General features: G+C 62.1%; 19 protein-coding genes. 9 read left to right on the forward strand and 10 right to left on the reverse strand.

The genetic code is table 11. From position 1 onward, the window contains the following. Positions 1-12 precede the first annotated feature (12 nt). From AB8A50_RS06885 to AB8A50_RS06895, 3 genes are all read right to left on the reverse strand, one after another. Positions 13-1335, reverse strand: coding sequence for a homoserine dehydrogenase (locus AB8A50_RS06885; RefSeq protein WP_309946126.1), 1323 nt, complete (start codon positions 1333-1335; stop codon positions 13-15). Positions 1336-1412: 77 nt separating this feature from the next. After that, positions 1413-2633: an LL-diaminopimelate aminotransferase gene (locus AB8A50_RS06890; RefSeq protein WP_089264170.1), complete on the reverse strand. Its 1221-nt coding sequence runs from the start codon at positions 2631-2633 to the stop codon at positions 1413-1415. Between the two features lie 93 nt (positions 2634-2726). Further along, positions 2727-3047 (reverse strand): hypothetical protein, encoded by a 321-nt coding sequence (locus AB8A50_RS06895; protein WP_439077216.1) that lies wholly within the window; start codon positions 3045-3047, stop codon positions 2727-2729. 352 nt (positions 3048-3399) lie between these two features. Here AB8A50_RS06895 and AB8A50_RS06900 point away from each other — a divergent pair, with 352 nt between their 5' ends. The 3 genes from AB8A50_RS06900 (at position 3400) to AB8A50_RS06910 (ending at position 6657) form a co-directional block, all read left to right on the forward strand. Then, positions 3400-5139, forward strand: coding sequence for a PHA/PHB synthase family protein (locus tag AB8A50_RS06900; RefSeq protein WP_439079927.1), 1740 nt, complete (start codon positions 3400-3402; stop codon positions 5137-5139). A gap of 147 nt (positions 5140-5286) precedes the next feature. Next, the gene (locus AB8A50_RS06905) at positions 5287-5688 is read left to right on the forward strand and encodes an MAPEG family protein (RefSeq protein ID WP_089264168.1); all 402 of its coding nucleotides are present in this window, start codon (positions 5287-5289) and stop codon (positions 5686-5688) included. Positions 5689-5715: 27 nt separating this feature from the next. Next, complete coding sequence (locus tag AB8A50_RS06910; RefSeq protein ID WP_089264167.1) at positions 5716-6657, forward strand: glutaminase; 942 nt, start codon at positions 5716-5718, stop codon at positions 6655-6657. A 113-nt stretch (positions 6658-6770) separates the two neighbouring features. Here AB8A50_RS06910 and AB8A50_RS06915 read toward each other — a convergent pair whose 3' ends face one another. Continuing rightward, positions 6771-6971 carry a DUF2735 domain-containing protein gene (locus tag AB8A50_RS06915; protein WP_093758441.1) on the reverse strand — a complete coding sequence of 67 codons (201 nt, stop codon included), beginning with the start codon at positions 6969-6971 and terminating at the stop codon, positions 6771-6773. Positions 6972-7472: 501 nt separating this feature from the next. Between AB8A50_RS06915 and AB8A50_RS06920 the strand changes: the two genes are divergently transcribed. After that, the gene (locus tag AB8A50_RS06920; protein ID WP_089264165.1) at positions 7473-8507 is read left to right on the forward strand and encodes a glutamine synthetase beta-grasp domain-containing protein; all 1035 of its coding nucleotides are present in this window, start codon (positions 7473-7475) and stop codon (positions 8505-8507) included. Positions 8508-8704: 197 nt separating this feature from the next. Then, positions 8705-9169: a carboxymuconolactone decarboxylase family protein gene (locus tag AB8A50_RS06925; RefSeq protein WP_439077217.1), complete on the forward strand. Its 465-nt coding sequence runs from the start codon at positions 8705-8707 to the stop codon at positions 9167-9169. Positions 9170-9272: 103 nt separating this feature from the next. On the opposite strand, the gene argC is transcribed toward AB8A50_RS06925, so the two are convergent. The 5 genes from argC to AB8A50_RS06950 all read right to left on the reverse strand — a co-directional run bounded on the left by argC (position 9273) and on the right by AB8A50_RS06950 (position 14049). Continuing rightward, complete coding sequence (gene argC, locus AB8A50_RS06930; protein WP_089264164.1) at positions 9273-10331, reverse strand: N-acetyl-gamma-glutamyl-phosphate reductase; 1059 nt, start codon at positions 10329-10331, stop codon at positions 9273-9275. Then, positions 10328-11014 carry an FMN-binding negative transcriptional regulator gene (locus tag AB8A50_RS06935; RefSeq protein WP_439077218.1) on the reverse strand — a complete coding sequence of 229 codons (687 nt, stop codon included), beginning with the start codon at positions 11012-11014 and terminating at the stop codon, positions 10328-10330. The genes argC and AB8A50_RS06935 overlap by 4 nt, the downstream gene beginning before the upstream one ends. A 232-nt stretch (positions 11015-11246) precedes the next feature. Then, positions 11247-12236 (reverse strand): MBL fold metallo-hydrolase, encoded by a 990-nt coding sequence (locus AB8A50_RS06940; RefSeq protein WP_439077219.1) that lies wholly within the window; start codon positions 12234-12236, stop codon positions 11247-11249. Between the two features lie 144 nt (positions 12237-12380). Continuing rightward, the gene (locus tag AB8A50_RS06945; RefSeq protein ID WP_439077220.1) at positions 12381-13370 is read right to left on the reverse strand and encodes an MBL fold metallo-hydrolase; all 990 of its coding nucleotides are present in this window, start codon (positions 13368-13370) and stop codon (positions 12381-12383) included. 148 nt (positions 13371-13518) lie between these two features. Then, positions 13519-14049, reverse strand: a complete 531-nt coding sequence (locus AB8A50_RS06950) for a DedA family protein (protein ID WP_120289448.1) — start codon at positions 14047-14049, stop codon at positions 13519-13521. Positions 14050-14329: 280 nt separating this feature from the next. On the opposite strand from AB8A50_RS06950, the gene AB8A50_RS06955 reads away from it, so the two are divergent. Together AB8A50_RS06955 and parE are read left to right on the forward strand one after the other, a co-directional pair. Beyond that, positions 14330-14710 carry a hypothetical protein gene (locus AB8A50_RS06955; protein WP_093758435.1) on the forward strand — a complete coding sequence of 127 codons (381 nt, stop codon included), beginning with the start codon at positions 14330-14332 and terminating at the stop codon, positions 14708-14710. A gap of 102 nt (positions 14711-14812) precedes the next feature. Beyond that, on the forward strand, positions 14813-16861 hold the full coding sequence (gene parE, locus AB8A50_RS06960) for a DNA topoisomerase IV subunit B (RefSeq protein ID WP_309946110.1): 2049 nt from the start codon (positions 14813-14815) through the stop codon (positions 16859-16861). 78 nt (positions 16862-16939) lie between these two features. On the opposite strand, the gene AB8A50_RS06965 is transcribed toward parE, so the two are convergent. Continuing rightward, positions 16940-17536 (reverse strand): TetR/AcrR family transcriptional regulator, encoded by a 597-nt coding sequence (locus AB8A50_RS06965; RefSeq protein WP_089264157.1) that lies wholly within the window; start codon positions 17534-17536, stop codon positions 16940-16942. 136 nt (positions 17537-17672) lie between these two features. Between AB8A50_RS06965 and AB8A50_RS06970 the strand changes: the two genes are divergently transcribed. Continuing rightward, positions 17673-18641, forward strand: a complete 969-nt coding sequence (locus AB8A50_RS06970; RefSeq protein ID WP_439077221.1) for an SDR family NAD(P)-dependent oxidoreductase — start codon at positions 17673-17675, stop codon at positions 18639-18641. Positions 18642-18667: 26 nt separating this feature from the next. Next, on the forward strand, positions 18668-18934 hold the full coding sequence (locus tag AB8A50_RS06975; protein WP_439077222.1) for a hypothetical protein: 267 nt from the start codon (positions 18668-18670) through the stop codon (positions 18932-18934). Positions 18935-18976: the final 42 nt, after the last annotated feature.

Consider the following 18976-nt stretch of genomic DNA (forward strand, 5'->3'; position numbering starts at 1 on the left):
CAACGCTGGTGTTTAGTTCTTCTCGATCCGGATAACCTGCGGCTTGCCCGATATCACCTTGTCGCTCTGCACGGCCTGTAGGGCGCGGCGCATCGCGTCTTCAGTCGTCGCATAGGTGATCAGGATAACAGGCACTGGTGACGATTTCGTGCTCTTGCCGACCGGCTCGATGCCGCCATTCGGATGGCGCTGCACGATCGACTCCAGCGAAATCTTCTGCTCGGCCAGACGCGTTGCGATACGCGCCGCCGTACCGGCGAGATCGCGCGCCATCAGGCGGATGTAATAACCACCTTCATGGCGCTCCATCGGCGCCTTGGTGGTGGTCTTGAGTTTCTCAACCGGCCGCCCGAACGGCAGCGCGCGCACATTGCGTGCGACATCGGCGATATCAGCAAGAACCGCAGACGCCGTCGCGGCGCCGCCAGCGCCGGGACCGACCAGCGTAATCGGCGCAATGCCTGCGCCATCAACCGTGACGGCGTTGGTGACGCCCATGACCTGCGCAATGGAGGACGACAGCGGCACCATGGTCGGATGCACGCGTTGTTCGATGCCAGTTGCGGTGCGCATGGCAACGCCCAGCAGCTTCACACGATAGCCAAGCTCTGCAGCAGCACGCAGATCTTCAGCCGCGATTGACGAAATGCCCTCGACTGACACTGCGCTCTGCGCGACCTTGGTGCCGAATGCGAGGCTGGCGAGAATAGCCAGCTTCTGCGCGGTATCGTGACCATCGACGTCGAAGGACGGCTCGGCCTCGGCGTAGCCAAGCCGCTGCGCGTCTTTAAGGCATTCCTCGAAGGACAGGCCCTCCAGCTCCATCCGCGACAGGATGTAGTTGCAGGTGCCGTTGAGAATACCGTAGACGCGATTGATATCGGTGCCGACGAGACCTTCTCGGATGGTCTTGATGATTGGAATGGCGCCAGCGACGGCGGCCTCGTAGTTCAGAGCGCCGCCATGCTTCTCAGCCGATGCGGCGAGCTTCAGACCATGCTTGGCGATCAGTGCCTTGTTCGCGGTGACGACCGACTTGCCGGCGCGCAGCGCCGCCTCGATCGCCGACAGCGCGGGATCGCCAACGCCGCCCATCAATTCGACGAAGCACTCGACCTCCGGATGCTGCGCAACTGCGAGCGGATCCTTCATCCAGTCGATGCCGCGCAGATCGACGCCGCGCTTCTTGGTCTTGGACCGCGCGGTGACAGCAATCACCTTGACGCCACGACCGCAGCGCGCGGCCAAAATTGAGTTCTGCTGTTCGATGAGACGGACGACTTCGGCACCAACGGTGCCGAGTCCCGCGATACCCACTTTGAGGGGTGCGACCATTAAGCTTCAGACCTGTCGGAATTCTTGTTGAGCGATGACCGGTCCGAAAACCGGTTGCCGGTTTTCGGGGATCACGCCTATCGCCGGTTGGCGAGAGGAACCACGTTGTGCAACGTTTCGAGACCGCTTTCAAGGAAGCGGCGAATGCCGCGGGCAGCCTGGCGAATGCGCTGTTCGTTCTCGACCATCGCGATGCGGACGTAACCTTCGCCATGCTCGCCGAAGGCGACGCCGGGAGATACCACCACGCCGGACTTTTCGACGAGAAGCGTTGCAAACTGCATGCTGCCGACCTCGCGGAATTTCTCAGGCAGCGGCGCCCAGGCGAACATCGACGCCGATGGCGGCGGAATGTCCCAGCCGGCCCGGCCGAAAGACTCCACCATGGCGTCGCGGCGCTTGCGATAGGTGTCACGCATCTCGCGGATGCAGTCGTCCGGGCCGTTCAGCGCAGCAGTGGCCGCGACCTGCACGGGCGTGAACGCGCCGTAGTCGAGATAGGATTTCACCCGCGTCAGCGCGGCGATGATGCGCTCGTTGCCGACCGCAAAGCCCATGCGCCAGCCGGCCATGGAGAAGGTCTTCGACATCGAGGTGAATTCGACGGTCACGTCCATCGCGCCCGGTACCTGCAGCACCGAGGGCGGCGGGTTCTTGTCGTCGAAATAGACCTCGGCGTAAGCGAGATCCGAGAGGATGTAGATCTCGTGTTTCTTCGCGAAGGCCACGAGGTCCTTGTAGAAATCGAGGCTCGCCACTTGCGCCGTTGGGTTCGACGGATAGCAGACGATCAGCGCGATCGGCTTCGGAATCGAATGGATGATGGCGCGCTCGACAGCAGCGAAGAAGTCCGGCGTCGGCTCCGACGGAACCGAGCGGATCACGCCGCCGGCCATCAGGAAGCCGAAGGCATGGATGGGGTAGCTCGGATTCGGGCACAGCACGACATCGCCGGGCGCGGTGATCGCCTGGGCGACGTTGGCGAAGCCTTCCTTGGAGCCCAGCGTCGCCACCACCTGGGTGTCGGGATTGAGCTTCACGCCAAAGCGGCGCTCGTAATAGCCAGCCTGGGCCTTGCGCAGACCAGTGATGCCCTTCGAAGCCGAATAGCGGTCGGTGCGCGGCTTGCCCAGGGTCTCCTTGAGCTTCTCGATCACATGCGGCGGGGTCGCCAGATCCGGATTACCCATGCCGAGGTCGATGATATCGGCGCCAGCGTTCCGCGCGGCGGCCTTGGCCCGGTTGACCTGTTCGAACACATAGGGCGGCAATCGGCGGATGCGGTAGAATTCTTCCATGGGATCGGGCTCCAGAACCGCTTCATCATGCGGTTGAATCGCTTCTTTTTATCACGGAAGCCCGGTGACACCAGTCACGACGGGCAGTTTTGACTATTTGGCCGCCGGTTTGGCCGGCAGCACGACGGCCTGGCGATCGCGGGCGGCAGTCAGTTCGGCCTGCATCTTGGCTTGATCCGCCGGCGCCATGGCGGTGCCTTCGCGGGTGGTCGGCAGGTCGTGAACCGGCAGATAGGTCCCCACCTCGGCCGGCCGCGCCGGAGCCCCCGCAGGCGTGCCCACCATGGGCATGTCGGCGATGGTCGAGGCGCAGCCGCCCAGAGGCAAGCCAAACCCCAGCGCCAGCAAGGCGGCCGCTGTCGCCGCCCGTCCGCTGCGACCACCGATTGCCCTGAATGTGCCTCTACGCGTCACGCCACAACCTTACATCGCATTAGAATCGATTTCATCCCTATCGCAGCGCACCATCCAACCAATCTGGTCACAAACGATTAATGCCGGGAGAAGGCGCTAAAGGCTTGGATCTTCAATATGACGGAAGCAAGACCCAAAGCCGAATACATGACGCGGTGCAGCACATCGAATCCTGCGGCAATCCGCGAACTGTGCCATCATCGATTTTGCGTGGCGACGTACCGTTGCCCGACTGGAATGAAGCTGTTGTTGCGCCATGACCGAAGTTGCCGCCGACGCCAAAGCTGCTAACGACAAAATCTCGGGCGACGCGTCCGCCAAACCGTTCAATCCCGAAGCTTTTGCGCTCAACATGGCCAAGGCGATGGAGAATGGCGGCAAGGCCTTGGCCGCCTATTTGCAACCGCGCCAAAGTGGCGAGACCGTCGACAAGCCGCCGAACGAGCTGACGGAGCTGATCAAGACCTTCAGCATCGTCGCCAATTACTGGCTGTCCGACGACAAGCGCGCCGCCGAATTGCAGATGAAGCTCGGCAAGGCCTATCTCGACCTCTGGGGCTCGGCGATGCGCCGGATGGTCGGCGAAGCCAGCTCGCCCGCCATCGAGGCAGCGCCGCGCGACAAGCGCTTCAGCGATCCCGAGTGGAAATCGAACCAGTTCTTCGACTTCGTCATGCAGGCCTATCTGCTGACCACGCAATGGGCCCACGACCTCGTCAAGAATGCCGAAGGTCTGGATGCGCATACCCGCAAGAAAGCGGAGTTCTATGTCCAGCAGATCACCAATGCGATGGCGCCGTCGAACTTCGTGCTGACCAATCCGGAAGTGCTGCGCGAGACCGTGATGTCGAACGGCAGCAACCTGATGCGCGGCATGACCATGCTTGCCGAGGATATCGAGGCCGGCAAAGGCTCGCTGCGCATTCGCCAGTCCGATCCGAAAAACCTCGAAGTCGGCGTCAACATGGCAACGACGCCCGGCAAGGTGATCTTTCAGAACGAGGTGATGCAGCTGATCCAGTATCAGCCGGCAACAGAGAACGTGCTACGCACGCCGCTCCTGATCGTGCCGCCCTGGATCAACAAGTTCTACATCCTCGATCTCAAGCCCGAAAAATCGTTCATCAAGTGGGCCGTCGATCAGGGCGTCTCGGTGTTCGTGATCTCCTGGGTCAACCCCGACAAGCGCCTCGGCGCCAAGACCTTCGACGACTACATGAAGGAAGGCCCGCTGACCGCGATGGACGTGATCGAGCAGGTCACCGGCGAGATGACGGCCCACACCATCGGCTATTGCGTCGGCGGCACCCTGCTCGCCTCGACGCTGGCTTGGCTCGCCGAGAAGCGCCGCGTCCGCGTGGCATCGGCAACATTCCTGGCCGCGCAAGTCGACTTCACCCATGCCGGCGACCTCATGGTGTTCGTCGACGAGGATCAGATCTCGGCGCTGGAAAAGGACATGCAGGCGGCAGGCGTGCTGGAAGGCAGCAAGATGGCCATGGCCTTCAACATGCTGCGCTCGAACGACCTGATCTGGTCCTACGTGGTCAACAACTACCTCAAGGGCAAGCCGCCTTCGGCCTTCGATCTGCTGCACTGGAATTCGGATGCGACACGGATGCCGGCGGCGAACCACTCGTTCTATTTGCGCAACTGCTATCTGGAGAACAAGCTCTCGACCGGCAACATGATCCTCGACAACACCCGGCTCGATCTCTCCAAGGTCAAGGTGCCCGTCTACAATCTCGCCACCCGCGAGGACCACATCGCGCCGGCGCAATCGGTGCTGTACGGCTCGCAATTCTTCGGCGGTCCGGTGAAGTATGTGTTGTCCGGCTCCGGCCATATCGCCGGCGTGGTCAATCCCCCGGCATCTGGCAAGTACCAGTACTGGACCAATGACAACGCCCACGCCACCGATCTCGCCGACTGGATGAAGACCGCGCAGGAACATGCTGGCTCGTGGTGGCCGAACTGGCGGGAGTGGCTCTCCGGCATCGATGGTGAGAAAGTTCCTGCCCGCCATGTCGGCACTGACGCATTCCCAGCGCTGGAAGACGCCCCCGGCAGTTATGTGCGGGTGCGGGCGTAACGGCCCGCCTCCTCCGCGCTTGCTTGGCGGCGTCACAGCAAACGTCTATGATTTCAGCCGGGACGCGTCGCATCCGCTTGCGGCGCGTATGTTTTGCATGACCATCTCCGCGTTTTCCGCGGGAATTTCGACTGAAAGGATACCCGGATGACGCGCGAATTGTTCTGGCTGACGCTGACCGTGATTCTCACAGGCCTGCTCTGGGTGCCTTATATGCTGAACCGCATCATGGTCCGTGGTGTCACCGGCGTCATGGCCAATCCGACGCGAACCGACAGGCCGCAGGCTGAATGGGCTAACCGGATGATGTTCGCCCATGACAACGCCGTCGAGAATCTCATCATCTTCGCGCCGCTGGTGCTGATCCTGAATGCCGCCGATGTCTCGACCCCGACCACCGTTCTGGCCTGCGCGGTCTATTTCTGGTCGCGCGTCGTGCATCTGATCGTCTATACGCTCGGCCTGCCAATTTTCCGCACGCTGGCCTTCGTGGTCGGCTTCATCGCCCAGGCGGTGCTCGCCATCGCGATCCTGCGGATTCCATACTAACGCTTTTTCTCGCCAGATTGATCTGCAATGAACCACGCTGCCCCAAGTCTCGATCTCGTCGTCAAGGAAATTGCCGACGAGATGGCGCAGCGAACGGACCGCGGCGACGTCGCGAGCTATATTCCGGAACTGGCTGGTGTCGATCCCAACCAGTTCGGCCTTGTGGTCATCGATGCCGATGGCCAGGTTGCGGCTGGCGGCGATGCCGATGTGCCGTTCTCGATCCAGAGCATCTCGAAAGTCTTCACGCTGACGCTGGCGCTCGGCATGGTCGGCGACCGGCTGTGGAAACATGTCGGCCGCGAGCCCTCGGGCAATCCGTTCAACTCCATCGTCCAGCTCGAACGCGAGCGCGGCGTGCCGCGCAATCCCTTCATCAATGCCGGCGCCATCGCCGTCACCGACGTCATTCTGTCCGGCCATCAGCCGCGCGAGGCGATCGGCGAAATCCTGCGTTTCATGCAGTTTCTGTCCGGCGACAGCTCCATCGTGATCGATGAAACCGTCGCCGCGTCCGAGAAACGCACCGGCTTTCGCAACACCGCGCTCGCCAATTACATGAAGTCGTTTGGCGTGGTCGAAAACCCCGTCGACTTCACGCTCGGCGTCTATTTCCACCACTGCGCGATCGCGATGTCGTGTCGGCAGTTGGCCATGGCGACGCGCTACCTCGCTTATTCGGGCCGCAATCCGTCGACCGGACTCTCGGTGGTGTCGTCGGAGCGCGCGCGCCGTATCAACGCGTTGATGCTGATGTGCGGCCATTATGACGGTTCGGGTGAGTTCGCCTATCGCGTCGGCCTGCCAGGCAAGAGCGGCGTTGGCGGGGGCATTATCGCAGTCGCCCCCGGAAAGGCCTCGATCGCAGTCTGGGCGCCGGGTCTCGACAAGCACGGCAATTCGCATCTCGGCCGCATTGCGCTCGAAGCGCTCACGAAGCGGCTCGGCTGGTCGATCTTCGGCGTCTGACGCCAACCCGGTTTCCGGTCATGAAAAAGGGCTGAAACATCGCTGTTTCAGCCCTTGATCGTCGTCGATAAACCGCGCCCGGGGCGGTGAACCTTGCGTCCGGCCAAGCACCGTCAATGTTCGTAGGTCCGGTTGGCTTCCTGGATGGCAGCCTCGTGGTACCAGCTGTCATAGTCGGCCACGGTTTTCACGGTCGAGGCACGCAGGTCCAACGGCTTGCTGAGCCGTCCCCGCGGGCCGACCGATCCACGGCCACCAACCGGGAATTGGTAGATTTTAGCGGTATGGGGGTGATGCGTTTGAGACGTCGGCATCGCTTCTCTTCCTTCCTCTGATCTGTTTTTTCCTTTCGGATCATCATTGTAACAGAGGCGCCCTTCTTTTGTGCCGACTGCCTCGTAAGAAGCATCCAAATGGCTACAATATGCGCACTCGATGGACATGCGCTTTGGGCGCGCAGGTTTTGAAGCCGCCTACGCAGCGCCTGACCTCTCATTTGAGCGTCTGAAAGGCAGAAAAGTTCCGGTCCAAAATAGCCTGCAAGGGAATTGGGCAGCCGGTATTTTCGCGCGCGGTCGAATTCCTCTGAAAAATTCGCGAATCCGGACCGATTCCCGGCCTCCGATGCCCTCTCCAGACAGCGAATGACAGCCCGTTGGGGACGCGCCGCGGTTTTCGTCACAAAAGCGTTGCGCCGCGACAAGTTGGCATACTACGTGCTTTATATGCAGCGCCGCTGGGGGCGGATTTTGCGTCCGCCCGCCGGCAAGCTCAGGGCTCACGCCCTACGCATCGCCAACTCATGAGAGACCCGCATGACAAAGTATAAGCTCGAGTATATTTGGCTCGACGGTTACACGCCGGTTCCGAACCTGCGTGGCAAGACGCAGATCAAGGAATTCGAAGATTTCCCGACCCTCGAACAGCTCCCGCTGTGGGGCTTCGACGGTTCGTCGACCATGCAGGCCGAAGGCCACAGCTCCGATTGCGTGCTGAAGCCGGTTGCGATCTATCCGGACGCGGCCCGTGAGAACGGCGCTCTGGTGATGTGCGAAGTCATGATGCCGGATGGCGTCACCCCGCACTCGACCAACAAGCGCGCCACCATTCTCGACGATGCCGGCGCCTGGTTCGGTTTCGAACAGGAATACTTCTTCTACGAGAACGGCCGTCCGCTCGGTTTCCCCGAGGATGGCTATCCCGCGCCGCAGGGCCCCTACTACACCGGCGTCGGCTTCAAAAACGTCGGCTCAATTGCCCGCGAGATCGTCGAAGAACATCTCGACCTCTGCCTCGAAGCCGGCATCAACCACGAAGGCATCAACGCCGAAGTGGCGAAGGGCCAGTGGGAATTCCAGATCTTCGGCAAGGGCTCCAAGAAGGCCGCTGACGAAATGTGGATCGCCCGTTACCTGCTGCTCCGTCTGACGGAGAAGTACGGCATCGACATCGAATTCCACTGCAAGCCGCTCGGCGATACCGACTGGAACGGCTCGGGCATGCACGCCAACTTCTCGACCGAATATATGCGTACGGTCGGCGGCAAGGCTTACTTCGAAGCTTTGATGGCCCAGTTCGACAAGAACCTGATGGACCACATCAACGTCTACGGCCCGGACAACGACAAGCGTCTGACCGGCAAGCACGAGACCGCTCCGTGGAACAAGTTCAGCTATGGCATCGCGGACCGCGGCGCCTCGATCCGCGTCCCGCACTCCTTCGTCAAGAACGAGTACAAGGGCTATCTGGAAGATCGTCGTCCGAACTCCCAGGGCGACCCCTACCAGATCGCTTCGCAGATCCTGAAGACCATCTCGGAAGTCCCAACCGCCAAGTCGGCTGCCGCGTAAGCGTCTGACTTCAGATCAAATATGAACGGCCCGAACGCAAGTTCGGGCCGTTTTGTTTCGCCCCTGCGTCCTTTCGCCGCCTTAGAGGATTGGACAAGAGATCGGCAGGATCGGTCTAACGCCGAGCGCGCCACATGCCCCAATGCTTGTCCGCTGTCGCAACATTCGCGCGGCGAGAAAAACAGGGAGAAGCGATCATGTCATATCGAACGACCGCTTTCGTTGCGGCATTCTGCATGCTGGCATCTGCAGCAAGTCTTTGCGCGGAGACGACGGAAGAACGCCTGCGACGCGGCGACGAGGTTGTTCGATCGCTCAATGCCGGCAGCAGCCAGCCGACCCTCGAAGGCCTGCGCGCCGAGTTTCCCTTTCTCGCCGATGCTATCACGGGTTACGCACTCGGCGACGTCTGGGCACGGCCGGTTCTCGACGCGCGCACGCGACAGTTGGCAGCCGTCGCCGCTTTCGCGGCGCTGGGACATCGGCCGTTCATGAAGATCCATGCGGGCTACGCGCTCAACGCTGGCGTGAAAGAGGAAGAGCTGAAGGAGATCGTCTATCTGACGACGGTCCATGCCGGTTTCCCGCGCGCCATTGAGGCGGCGCAGACACTGAGTGAGCTGTTCAAGGAGCGCGCACAAAAGCCAGGAGCGGCGAAGTGACAAGAGCATAGAAAAAAGGCCCGAACGCAAATTCGGGCCTTTTCTGTTGTCTCTCGCTGTCGTCGCCCGGCCTGTAATGCGGGCCAAGGTGTATGCGCGCGCTCTACGGGAACATCGCCGGCTGATCGATGCCCAGCGTCTCGGCAAAGCCAAGCACCAGATTCATGTTCTGCACCGCCTGCCCCGATGCGCCTTTAGTGAGGTTGTCGAGCGTCGAGACGATGATGGCGCGGCCCGGGATGCGGTCAGCGGCAACGCCAATGAAGGTCATATTGGAGCCGCGCACGTGCCGCGAATGCGGCGTCTTGCCGAACGGCAGGATGTGCACAAAGGGCTCCTTCTCGTACTGCTTCACCAGCACCTCGTGGAGATCCTGCGCCGTCTTGCCGCGCCGGCCCCGCACATAGATGGTCGAGAGAATGCCGCGGTTCTGCGGCAAGAGATGTGGCGTGAAGCTGACGACAACCTCCTTGCCGGCAGCTTTGGAGAACTCCTGATCGAGCTCCGCCATGTGCCGGTGATGGCCGACGCCATAGGCGTTGAAGCCTTCGGACACTTCCGAGAACAGCATCTCTTCCTTGGCGGAACGCCCTGCTCCCGTCATGCCGGACTTGGCATCGATCACGATCTCGTCGGTCTCGATGGCGCGCGCCTTCAACAGCGGCACCAGCGGCAGGATCGCACACGACGTGTAGCAGCCGGGATTGGCGATGAGCCGCGCCTTCTTGATGTCGCGCCGATAGAGCTCGACGAGGCCGTAGACGGCTTCCTTCTGCAGCTCCAGCGCATGATGTTCGTGGCCATACCACTTCGCATAGGCTGCCGCGTCCTCGAGCCGGAAGTCGGCCGACAGATCCACCACCTTCGTCTCCGGCGCCTTGGCCAGCAAATCCTGCAGCACCTTCTGCGTGGTCGCATGCGGCAGCGCGCAGAACACCAGATCGAGGCCAATGGTCGTCCAGTCGACGGAGTCGATGCTTACGAGCGTCGGCAGTTCATAGGGCGCGAATTGCGGGAACACATCGCCCATCGCCTGCCCGGCGCGCCGGTCGGCTGTCAGCAGCACGAGTTCGACCTTGGGATGACGCAGCAGCAGCCGCACCAGTTCGGCTCCGGTGTAACCGGACGCACCGAGAATGCCGATTTTCTTCTTCGTGCTCATCCCATAAATCCTTCGGCCTCAGCCATAGCAGTCAATTGTGTCGTCTCTTCCGCAAACAAATGCGGCCGCAATTTGCGCATCGCATTTGAAATCTCGAACGCGGCAGGCTCCGGCCGCAGCGCCAGTGCGCTCATGACAGCCAGATGATCGGCATCTGACTTGTGCTGGTTGAGCTTGGAGCTACCCTCCACCTCGTCCACTGTCATCACCACACCGACGATCGCCTTCTTCATCGCCTCAAGCCGCCCCGCCGCCATCTTATCGGAGGTCCAGGGCTTCTTCGGCGCCAGCCGTGTTTCGAACCTTGCGCTCAGCGCGTCAAGATGCGGGCCCAGTTCACCACCTGACAGGATGCGCACCGGTCCGGTGAGATGGACCGCCTGATAGAGCCAGGTCGGCACCTGATCGGGCGATACGTACCAATCGGCCGACACATAGGCATCAGCGCCCAGGATGGCCATGGCCCATGGCGTCACGCCGTCTGCAAACTTGAGCAGCGGATTTTGTCGCGCAAGGTGAAAGGCCAGACGCGGCGTGCCGTCATTGCCGTAGTCGAGGCAGAAAGGCACCGCGGAGGCGATCGGCTTCCTGCCATCGAAGGCGCAGACCGTGCCGAAGCCGCGCGCGTCCGCAAACGCAAGTGCGTCGGTCCGGTCGGTCTGAAATTTGGGCGGCGTATACATGACGGGCTCCTTCCTGAGTGAAGGCCGCCGGATGGGTCGCGCTGCTGTTTGGGAGAAAGACTGCCGCGGACCGTATCCGGCGGCAGTGAGAGATCGAAACGCTTAAGCGCGCATATCTCCACCTGCCGCGAGAATGCGGCGGCGGCGGGCGATGATGCTGGTCGCAAGGTTGATCATGGGCGCGGTCATAGGGCCGCGCCCGCGATCCGTCAAGATCACCAGAGCGCAGACCTCAGAGAACTGGGCTCCACGGCGCCGGCACGACGCGGTAGCCGTTGCCATCCTTCTCGACGAAACCGTTGGCCGGGAACGGATAGTGGAAGCCTTGCACCCGCATCCTGTCGGCGACCAGCATGTCATAGACCTTGCGGCGGGTGGCTTCGGCCTGCACCGGATCCTGGTCGAAATTCACGTGCCAGCCGGGATTGGCGGCGAATAGCGCCGGAAGGTTGGTGACGTCCGACTGGATGAAGACCTTGTCCGATCCGGACGACAGCACATAAGACGTGTGGCCCGGCGTGTGCCCGATCGAGGCGACAGCCAGCAGCCCGGGCGCGACATCCTTGCCCCATTCATAGGGCGTGACCTTCTTCTTCAACCGGGCCTCGAACACCCGCCGATTGTTCTTGAACAGACCGGTCATGCGATCGCCGGTGGCACGGCTCATCTCGCCGTCGTCCATCCAGAACTTCCACTCTACTGCCGGCACCAGCACTTCGGCATTGGGAAACGCCAGCACGCCGTCCGCCGTCAGCAGGCCGTTCACATGATCGCCGTGGAAGTGCGAGATCACGACCATGTCGATCATCTTCGGATCGATCCCCGCTGCCATCATGTTGGTGGTGAACTGCCCGACATTGCCCTTGGTTGCCGCAAAGGCGCCGGGCCCGTTGCCGGTGTCGATCACCACCAGCTTGCCGCCGGTGTTGATCACCAGTGGCGCATAGAAGTTGGTGATCTGGTTTGTCGGCAGAAATGCCCTGGCGAGTGCGGCATTGATATCATCGCGTTTGGCGTTGGAAATATAGGTATCGGCCAGCGGAAACGTCGCCGCACCATCGGAAATGGCGTTCACCTGGATATCGCCGACCTTGTAGCGATAGAAACTCGGCGCTTGCTTATCGGCCGGCGGTGCGGATGCCTTTGCCGGGGCCGATGAAAGCAGTGGCGTCGCTGCGAGCGCGGCGGCGCCCGCCAGCGCGTGTCGTCGTGACAGATCCATGAAGTCTTCTCCCCTTGCTTTGCAGGTCGCTGTTGGCGCGACTCCGGCGCAGAGACTGGCACGACGCACCGACGGAGGCGATGGGTGTTACGAGGCCAGCCGGCCTGCACTGCAGCGCAGGCCGGGAAATTTGCCAGGCTTCGTTTAGATCACCGGGCTCCATGGGGCCGGCACCAGCCGATAACCGTTGCCATCCTTCTCGACGAAGCCATTGGCCGGGAACGGATAGTGGAAGCCCTGCACACGCATCTTCTCGGCCACCAGCATATCATAGACCTTGCGGCGCGTGGTTTCCGCCTGCGCCGGGTCCTGGTCGAACATCAGATGCCAGCCGGGATTGGTGACGAACAGCGACGGATGGTTGGTGACGTCGGACTGAATGAACAGCTTGTCGCTGCCGGACGACAGCACGAACGAGGTGTGGCCAGGCGTATGGCCGACCGACTCCACGGCGAGCAGGCCTGGCGCGACGTCCTTGCCCCATTCATAGGGCGTGACCTTCTTCTTCAGCCCATCGTTGAAGAGCTTGCGGTTGCTGGCGAACAGACCCTTCATGCGGTCATTGGCGGCCTTGGCCATCTCGCCGTCGTCGTTCCAGTACTTCCACTCGGCGGCCGGGACGAGCACTTCGGCATTCGGAAAAGCCGGCGTGCCATCGGCGGCCAGAAGCCCGTTCACGTGATCGCCATGGAAATGCGAGATCACGACCATGTCGACGTTCTTGGCGTCGATACCAGCGGCGGCCATGTTGTTGGCGAACTGTCCGACATTGCCCTTGGTCGCCGCGAGGGCTCCGGGGCCGTTGCCCGTATCGATCACCACTAGTTTGCCGCCAGTGTTGATGACCAGCGGCGCAAAGTGGATAGTCATCTTGTCCTTCGGCAGGAAGGCCTTGTCGAGCGCGGCGTTGACCTCATCCTTCTTGGCGTTGAGCACGAAGGTGTCGGCCAGCGGAAAAGTGCTTGCGCCGTCGGAGATCGCATTCACCTGCGCATCGCCGACCTTGTAGCGGTAGAAGCTTGGCGCCTGCTTGTCGGCAGGTGGAGCAGACGCCTTGGCAGAGCCTGTGGTGAGCAATGGAGATGCGGCGAGCGCGGCGGCTCCGGCAAGGGCGTGGCGGCGTGACAAGTCCATGATGTTCTCCGGGGTGAAGCAGTGACAGGCGGGGGCTGGCGGAACTATCTACCAGCGTTCGATGACTTCTGCGAGATATCGCGGCATTCAGACACCGCGACATGTCAGCCCGTTCAACACCCGGACACGGCAGTTATTCCCCGCCGGACTACTTCAGCTTCCAGAGCCATTCCACGGTCATCGACAGGCCGTCGCCGAACAGCAGCAGGACGCCCGCCCAGATAAAGGCCGAGGTGAAGTTGGCGACCTGAAAGCGCCAATAGGGCATTTCGAAAATGCCAGCGGCCAGCGGCACTGAGGCCCGCAACGGGCCGAAGAAGCGGCCGATATAAATGCTGGGCACGCCCCATTTTTTGACGAAGGCTTCGCCGCGCGGAAGCAGGTCGGGAAATTTGGACAGCGGCCAGATCTGCGCCACCTGGTCCTTGTATCTGAAGCCGAACCAATAGGAGAGCCAGTCGCCGAGCGCCGCGCCGAGAGCGCCGGCAATCAACACCGGCCAGAAGCTGATCCCGCTCGCGCCGACCAGTGCGCCGATGGCCACCAGCGCGCCCCAGGCCGGCAGCAGCAGGGAGATGAAAGCGAGCGATTCCCCGAAGGCCAGCAGCAGAACGATCGGCGCCGCCCAGACCTGGTTTTGGCGCACGAATTCGATCAGCCCGTGCATCCAGCCTTCCATATGGAGAGTGTCCCTTTACGGCTCTGGCCCGGCCGGATTGGCCGCGAACCGCTTTAACCTTCAAACGCCCGCGACAGGTAATCCGGCGGCGCCGATCACATCAAGTCACAACATCTGAGGGCCGACAGCCGCGGTGCGGGTGCCCACCGGTAAATTTGAACCTTTTCCAGGCATCTGCGTCCAAGATCAGAGACCGGCTTACCCAATGGCAACTCTGTACCGCCCCGTTGGGCTGACTTCCCGCCCGGCTGTCAAAAATCAAGAACGCAAAGGACTGAAGATGATCGGATCGCTGATGATGTGCGTGAGTGCGCTGGTATTGCTGATCGGCATGGTCGCCGGCATCGTGATGGGCATACGCCAGGACTTCCTGCTGAGCCCCGCGCATGCGCATCTCAACCTCGTCGGCGGCGTGCTGCTGTTCCTGTTCGGGTTGTATTACCGCCTGATTCCCCTGGCCGGACGCTCGCTACTGGCCAAGGTCCAGGGCACGCTGCACATCGTCGGCGGCATCATGTTCCCTGTCGGCATCGGCATCACCCTGCTCGCCAACCACGCCTATATGGCCATTCCGATCATCGGTTCACTGATCATGCTCGCGGCCATGGCCCTCTTCGTTGTGATTGTGCTACGCACCGAGCGCTCTGGCACGGCCGCATGAGCCCCGAGGTCGCAGCCACATTGCCAACCTGAACGTGGCATAGTCACAGCAACGATTCGCCGCGCCGCCCGCGGCGCCAACCGAGACAAAACTTTAAGACATATGGCCAAGGCACAGAAATCAAACGCAAAAGCTGATCTTTTTGGTGGCGCCAACGCGCCAAAATCGGCTGCGGCACCGAAGGCGTCCACCCGCTCCGCCAATGCCGAAGACGGCTATACGGCCGCGGATATCGAGGTCCTCGAAGGCCTCGAGCCGGTCCGGCGTCGCCCGGGCATGTATATCGGTGGCACCGATGAAAAGGCGCTGCATCACCTGTTCGCCGAAGTGATCGACAACTCGATGGACGAGGCGCTGGCTGGCCATGCGACCTTCATCGAGGTGGAACTCACCGCCGACGGCTTTCTGTCGGTGTCGGACAACGGCCGCGGCATCCCGGTCGATCCGCATCCGAAACATCCGAAGAAATCCGCCCTCGAAGTCATCATGTGCACGCTGCATGCCGGCGGCAAATTCGACTCCAAGGTCTACGAGACCTCGGGCGGTTTGCATGGCGTCGGTGTCTCCGTGGTCAACGCCCTCTCCTCGCTGCTTGAGGTCGAGGTCGCGCGTAACCAACAGCTCTACAAGATGACGTTCGCCCGCGGCATTCCCCAAGGCAAGCTTGAGGATCTCGGCAAGGTTCATAACCGCCGCGGCACCCGCGTGCGCTTCAAGCCGGATACCGACATCTTCGGCGCCAAGGCAGCCTTCAAGCCGCAGCGCCTGTTCAAGATGGCGCGCTCCAAGGCCTATCTGTTTGGCGGCGTGAAGATCCGCTGGAAGTGCGATCCGGAACTGCTCAAGGGCCTCGAGGACACTCCGGCCGAGGACGAATTCCACTTCCCCGGCGGCCTCAAGGACTATCTCGCCGCGGCGATCCATGCCGATACGCTGGTGCATCCGGAGATCTTCTCCGGCAAATCCGGCCGCAACGGCGCCCATGGCGCCTGCGAATGGGCTGTGGCCTGGACCGCGGATGCCGACGGCTTCATGTCGTCCTATACCAACACCGTGCCGACGCCAGACGGCGGCACCCATGAAGCCGGCATGCGCAGCGCCATGCTGCGCGGGTTGAAGGACCACGCCGAACGCGTCGGCCAGGGCAAGCGCTCCGGCACCATCACTTCGGAAGACGTGATGGTCGGCGCCGCCGTGATGCTCTCGGTATTCGTGCGCGAGCCGGAATTCCAGGGCCAGACCAAGGATCGTCTCGCGACCGCCGAAGCCCAAAAGATCGTCGAACAGGCCATCAAGGATCCGTTCGACCACTGGCTGTCCGGCAATCCCGTCCAGGCCAACAAGCTGCTCGAATTCGTGCTCGAGCGCGCCGACGAGCGTCTGCGCCGCCGCGCCGAAAAGGAGACTTCGCGCAAGACCGCGGTGAAGAAGCTGCGCCTGCCCGGCAAGCTCGCCGACTGCACCAATACCGCGACCGAAGGCTCCGAACTGTTCATCGTCGAGGGCGATTCGGCAGGCGGCAGCGCCAAGCAGGCGCGTGACCGCAAGACCCAGGCCATCCTGCCGCTGCGCGGCAAAATCCTCAACGTCGCCTCGGCGACCAAGGAAAAGCTGACGGCCAACGCGCAGATATCGGACCTCATGCAGGCGATCGGCGCCGGCACCGGCGCGCATTACCGCGAAGAAGACCTGCGCTATTCACGCATCATCATCATGACCGACGCCGATGTCGACGGCGCCCACATCGCGTCATTGCTGATCACCTTCTTCTACCGGCAGATGCCAAAGATGATCGATGAAGGGCATCTCTATCTCGCAGTGCCGCCGCTCTATCGCCTGACCCATGGCAGCAAGACCGTCTATGCGCGCGACGACGCACATAAGGATGCGTTGCTGAAGAGCGAATTCAACGCCAATGCCAAGGTCGATGTCGGTCGCTTCAAAGGCCTCGGCGAAATGATGCCGGCGCAGCTGAAGGAAACCACCATGGACCCGGCGCGCCGCACCTTGCTGCGCGTGCAGCTGCTGCCGGAAGACCGCGACGGCACTGCTGACTCCGTTGAGCGCCTGATGGGCACCAAGGCCGAAGCGCGGTTTGCGTTCATCTCGGACAAGGCGGAATTCGCCAACGAGGAATTGCTAGACGTTTAAAAGCTCGTTTCTCGGACGCGCTCACGCTTCAGAAATCATCGGGCGCGTGCCGGGAGCAATCTTTTATTCCCTATTTAGTCATTGCCCCTCGCCGCCCGGCGTGCGAACGCCGGCGATCAGGATATCGACGAGCCGCTTGGCGCTGGCTTCCCAATTCGGACCTGCGCTGACACTGGCCACGCCGGCCAGTGCGCGCAACATGTCGAGCGGATCGAGATCGAGGCGGATGTCGCCATTGGCAACGGCGCGGTCGACCAGCATTGCCATCGCAGTTTTGATCTGCGTGCCAGCATCGGCATAGAGGTCCGAACAGTCGCCAACAATCGAACCCAGCACACCCGCCATCAGTTGCTTCGTCGCAATGTGATCGACGAAGATTCGCATCCAGGCGCGCAAGGCCTCCACCGGGGCATGTGTGGTCGCAAGTTCCGCAGCGGCCTCGGCAAGCTGCTGTGTCTCGTTGCGATAGACCGCCTCGACCAATGCGTCGCGGGTGGGGAAGTGGCGATATAGCGTCCCGATTCCGACACCCGCGAGCCGCGCGATCTCCTCGAGACCGGCCGCCTCGCCCTTTTCGGCAAATGTCGCCTTTGCCGTTTCCAACAGCCGCTGACGATTGCGCTGCGCATCGATCCGTGGTCCGCGAACGGCCTTCGGCTTGGCCTCCTGTGCCATTTTACGGGTCACCTCTTGATAAACGGAGGGTGCCTCCGTATTTAAACGGAGACGGCCTCCATTTATACCCTCAAAGCGCGGTTCGACAAAGCTCGATCAGCTCGGAGGCGCGTCGTGCCAAACACAAGGAGCTATCATGGCAGGACCTTTCAGTGCCACTTCCACCACCGACGACGTGCTCGCTGGCGTCGACCTCCGCGGCAAGCGCATTCTGGTCACCGGCGTCTCAGCCGGGCTCGGCGTCGAGACGGCGCGCAGCCTGGCCGCCAGGGGCGCGCAGGTGGTCGGTGCCGCCCGTGACCTCGCCAAGGCGGAAGCGGCGACCGCGCAAGTGCGCGCCGATGCCACTGGTGGCGGTGGCCTCGAACTGATCGCACTCGATCTCGGCTCGCTGGCCAGTGTCCGCGCCTGCGCCGATGCGCTGGTCGCGGCGGGCCGCCCATTCGACCTGGTGATCGCCAATGCCGGCGTGATGGCGCCGCCGTTCGGCCTCACCGTAGACGGCTTCGAGACCCAATTCGGCACGAACCATCTCGGTCACTTCGTATTGGTCAACCGTATCGCGTCACTGCTGTCGCCTACCGCGCGGCTGGTCAACGTCGCCTCGTCCGGCCATCGCTTCGCCGACGTGGATCTCGAAGATCCCAATTTCACCAAGGGGTCCTATGAGCCGGTCATCGGCTATGGCCGCTCGAAGACCGCCAACATCCTGTTCGCCGTCGAGTTCGACCGGCGGCATCGGGCGCGCGGCGTGCGCGCCACCGCGCTGCATCCCGGCGGCATCAAGACAGAACTCGGCCGCCATATCGGCGAAGCAACGATCGATGCCATGCTCGACGGCATCAATGCCGAGCTCGCCGCCGAGGGTAAACCGCTGTTTCAATGGAAGACCATTCCGCAAGGCGCTGCAACTTCGGTGTGGGCCGGTGTGGTCGCCAGTGCGGACGAGATCGGCGGCCGCTATTGCGAGAACTGCCACGTCTCGGAGATCGTCGACGGGCTGATCAATCCGGCCAGCGAAGGCGTGCACGCTTACGCGCTCGATGCCGAACGCGCCAAGGCGCTATGGGCCAAGAGTGAGGAAATGGTTGGCGAGCGCTTCTGACGCCCTGCCGAAATGAAACTGCGGTGATGAACCAAACAGTTGGTTCGTCACCGCCACAGCTGGAGCTTGAAACCTTTGGCTCCGTTCATCGTATCTATCCCATGCGCGCACCATTCCTTACCCTCGGCATTCTCGCTTTTCTGATCGGCACCCTCTGGATCGGCCAGGGCACCGGCCTCGTGAACTGGCCAAAGTCCAGCTTCATGATCAGCCAGATGCAGTGGGCCTATTATGGCGCTGCCCTCGCCGCGCTGGGCGTCGGCCTGATGGGATTGGCGCTCGCGCGGCGCTGACGCCCTCTTCCATCTTCCCGCCAGTCTTGCGATGATCCGTCC

Origin of the sequence: Tardiphaga sp. 841_E9_N1_2, from assembly GCF_051811065.1 — a bacterium.
In the GTDB taxonomy this organism is placed as follows: Bacteria; Pseudomonadota; Alphaproteobacteria; order Rhizobiales; family Xanthobacteraceae; genus Tardiphaga; species Tardiphaga robiniae.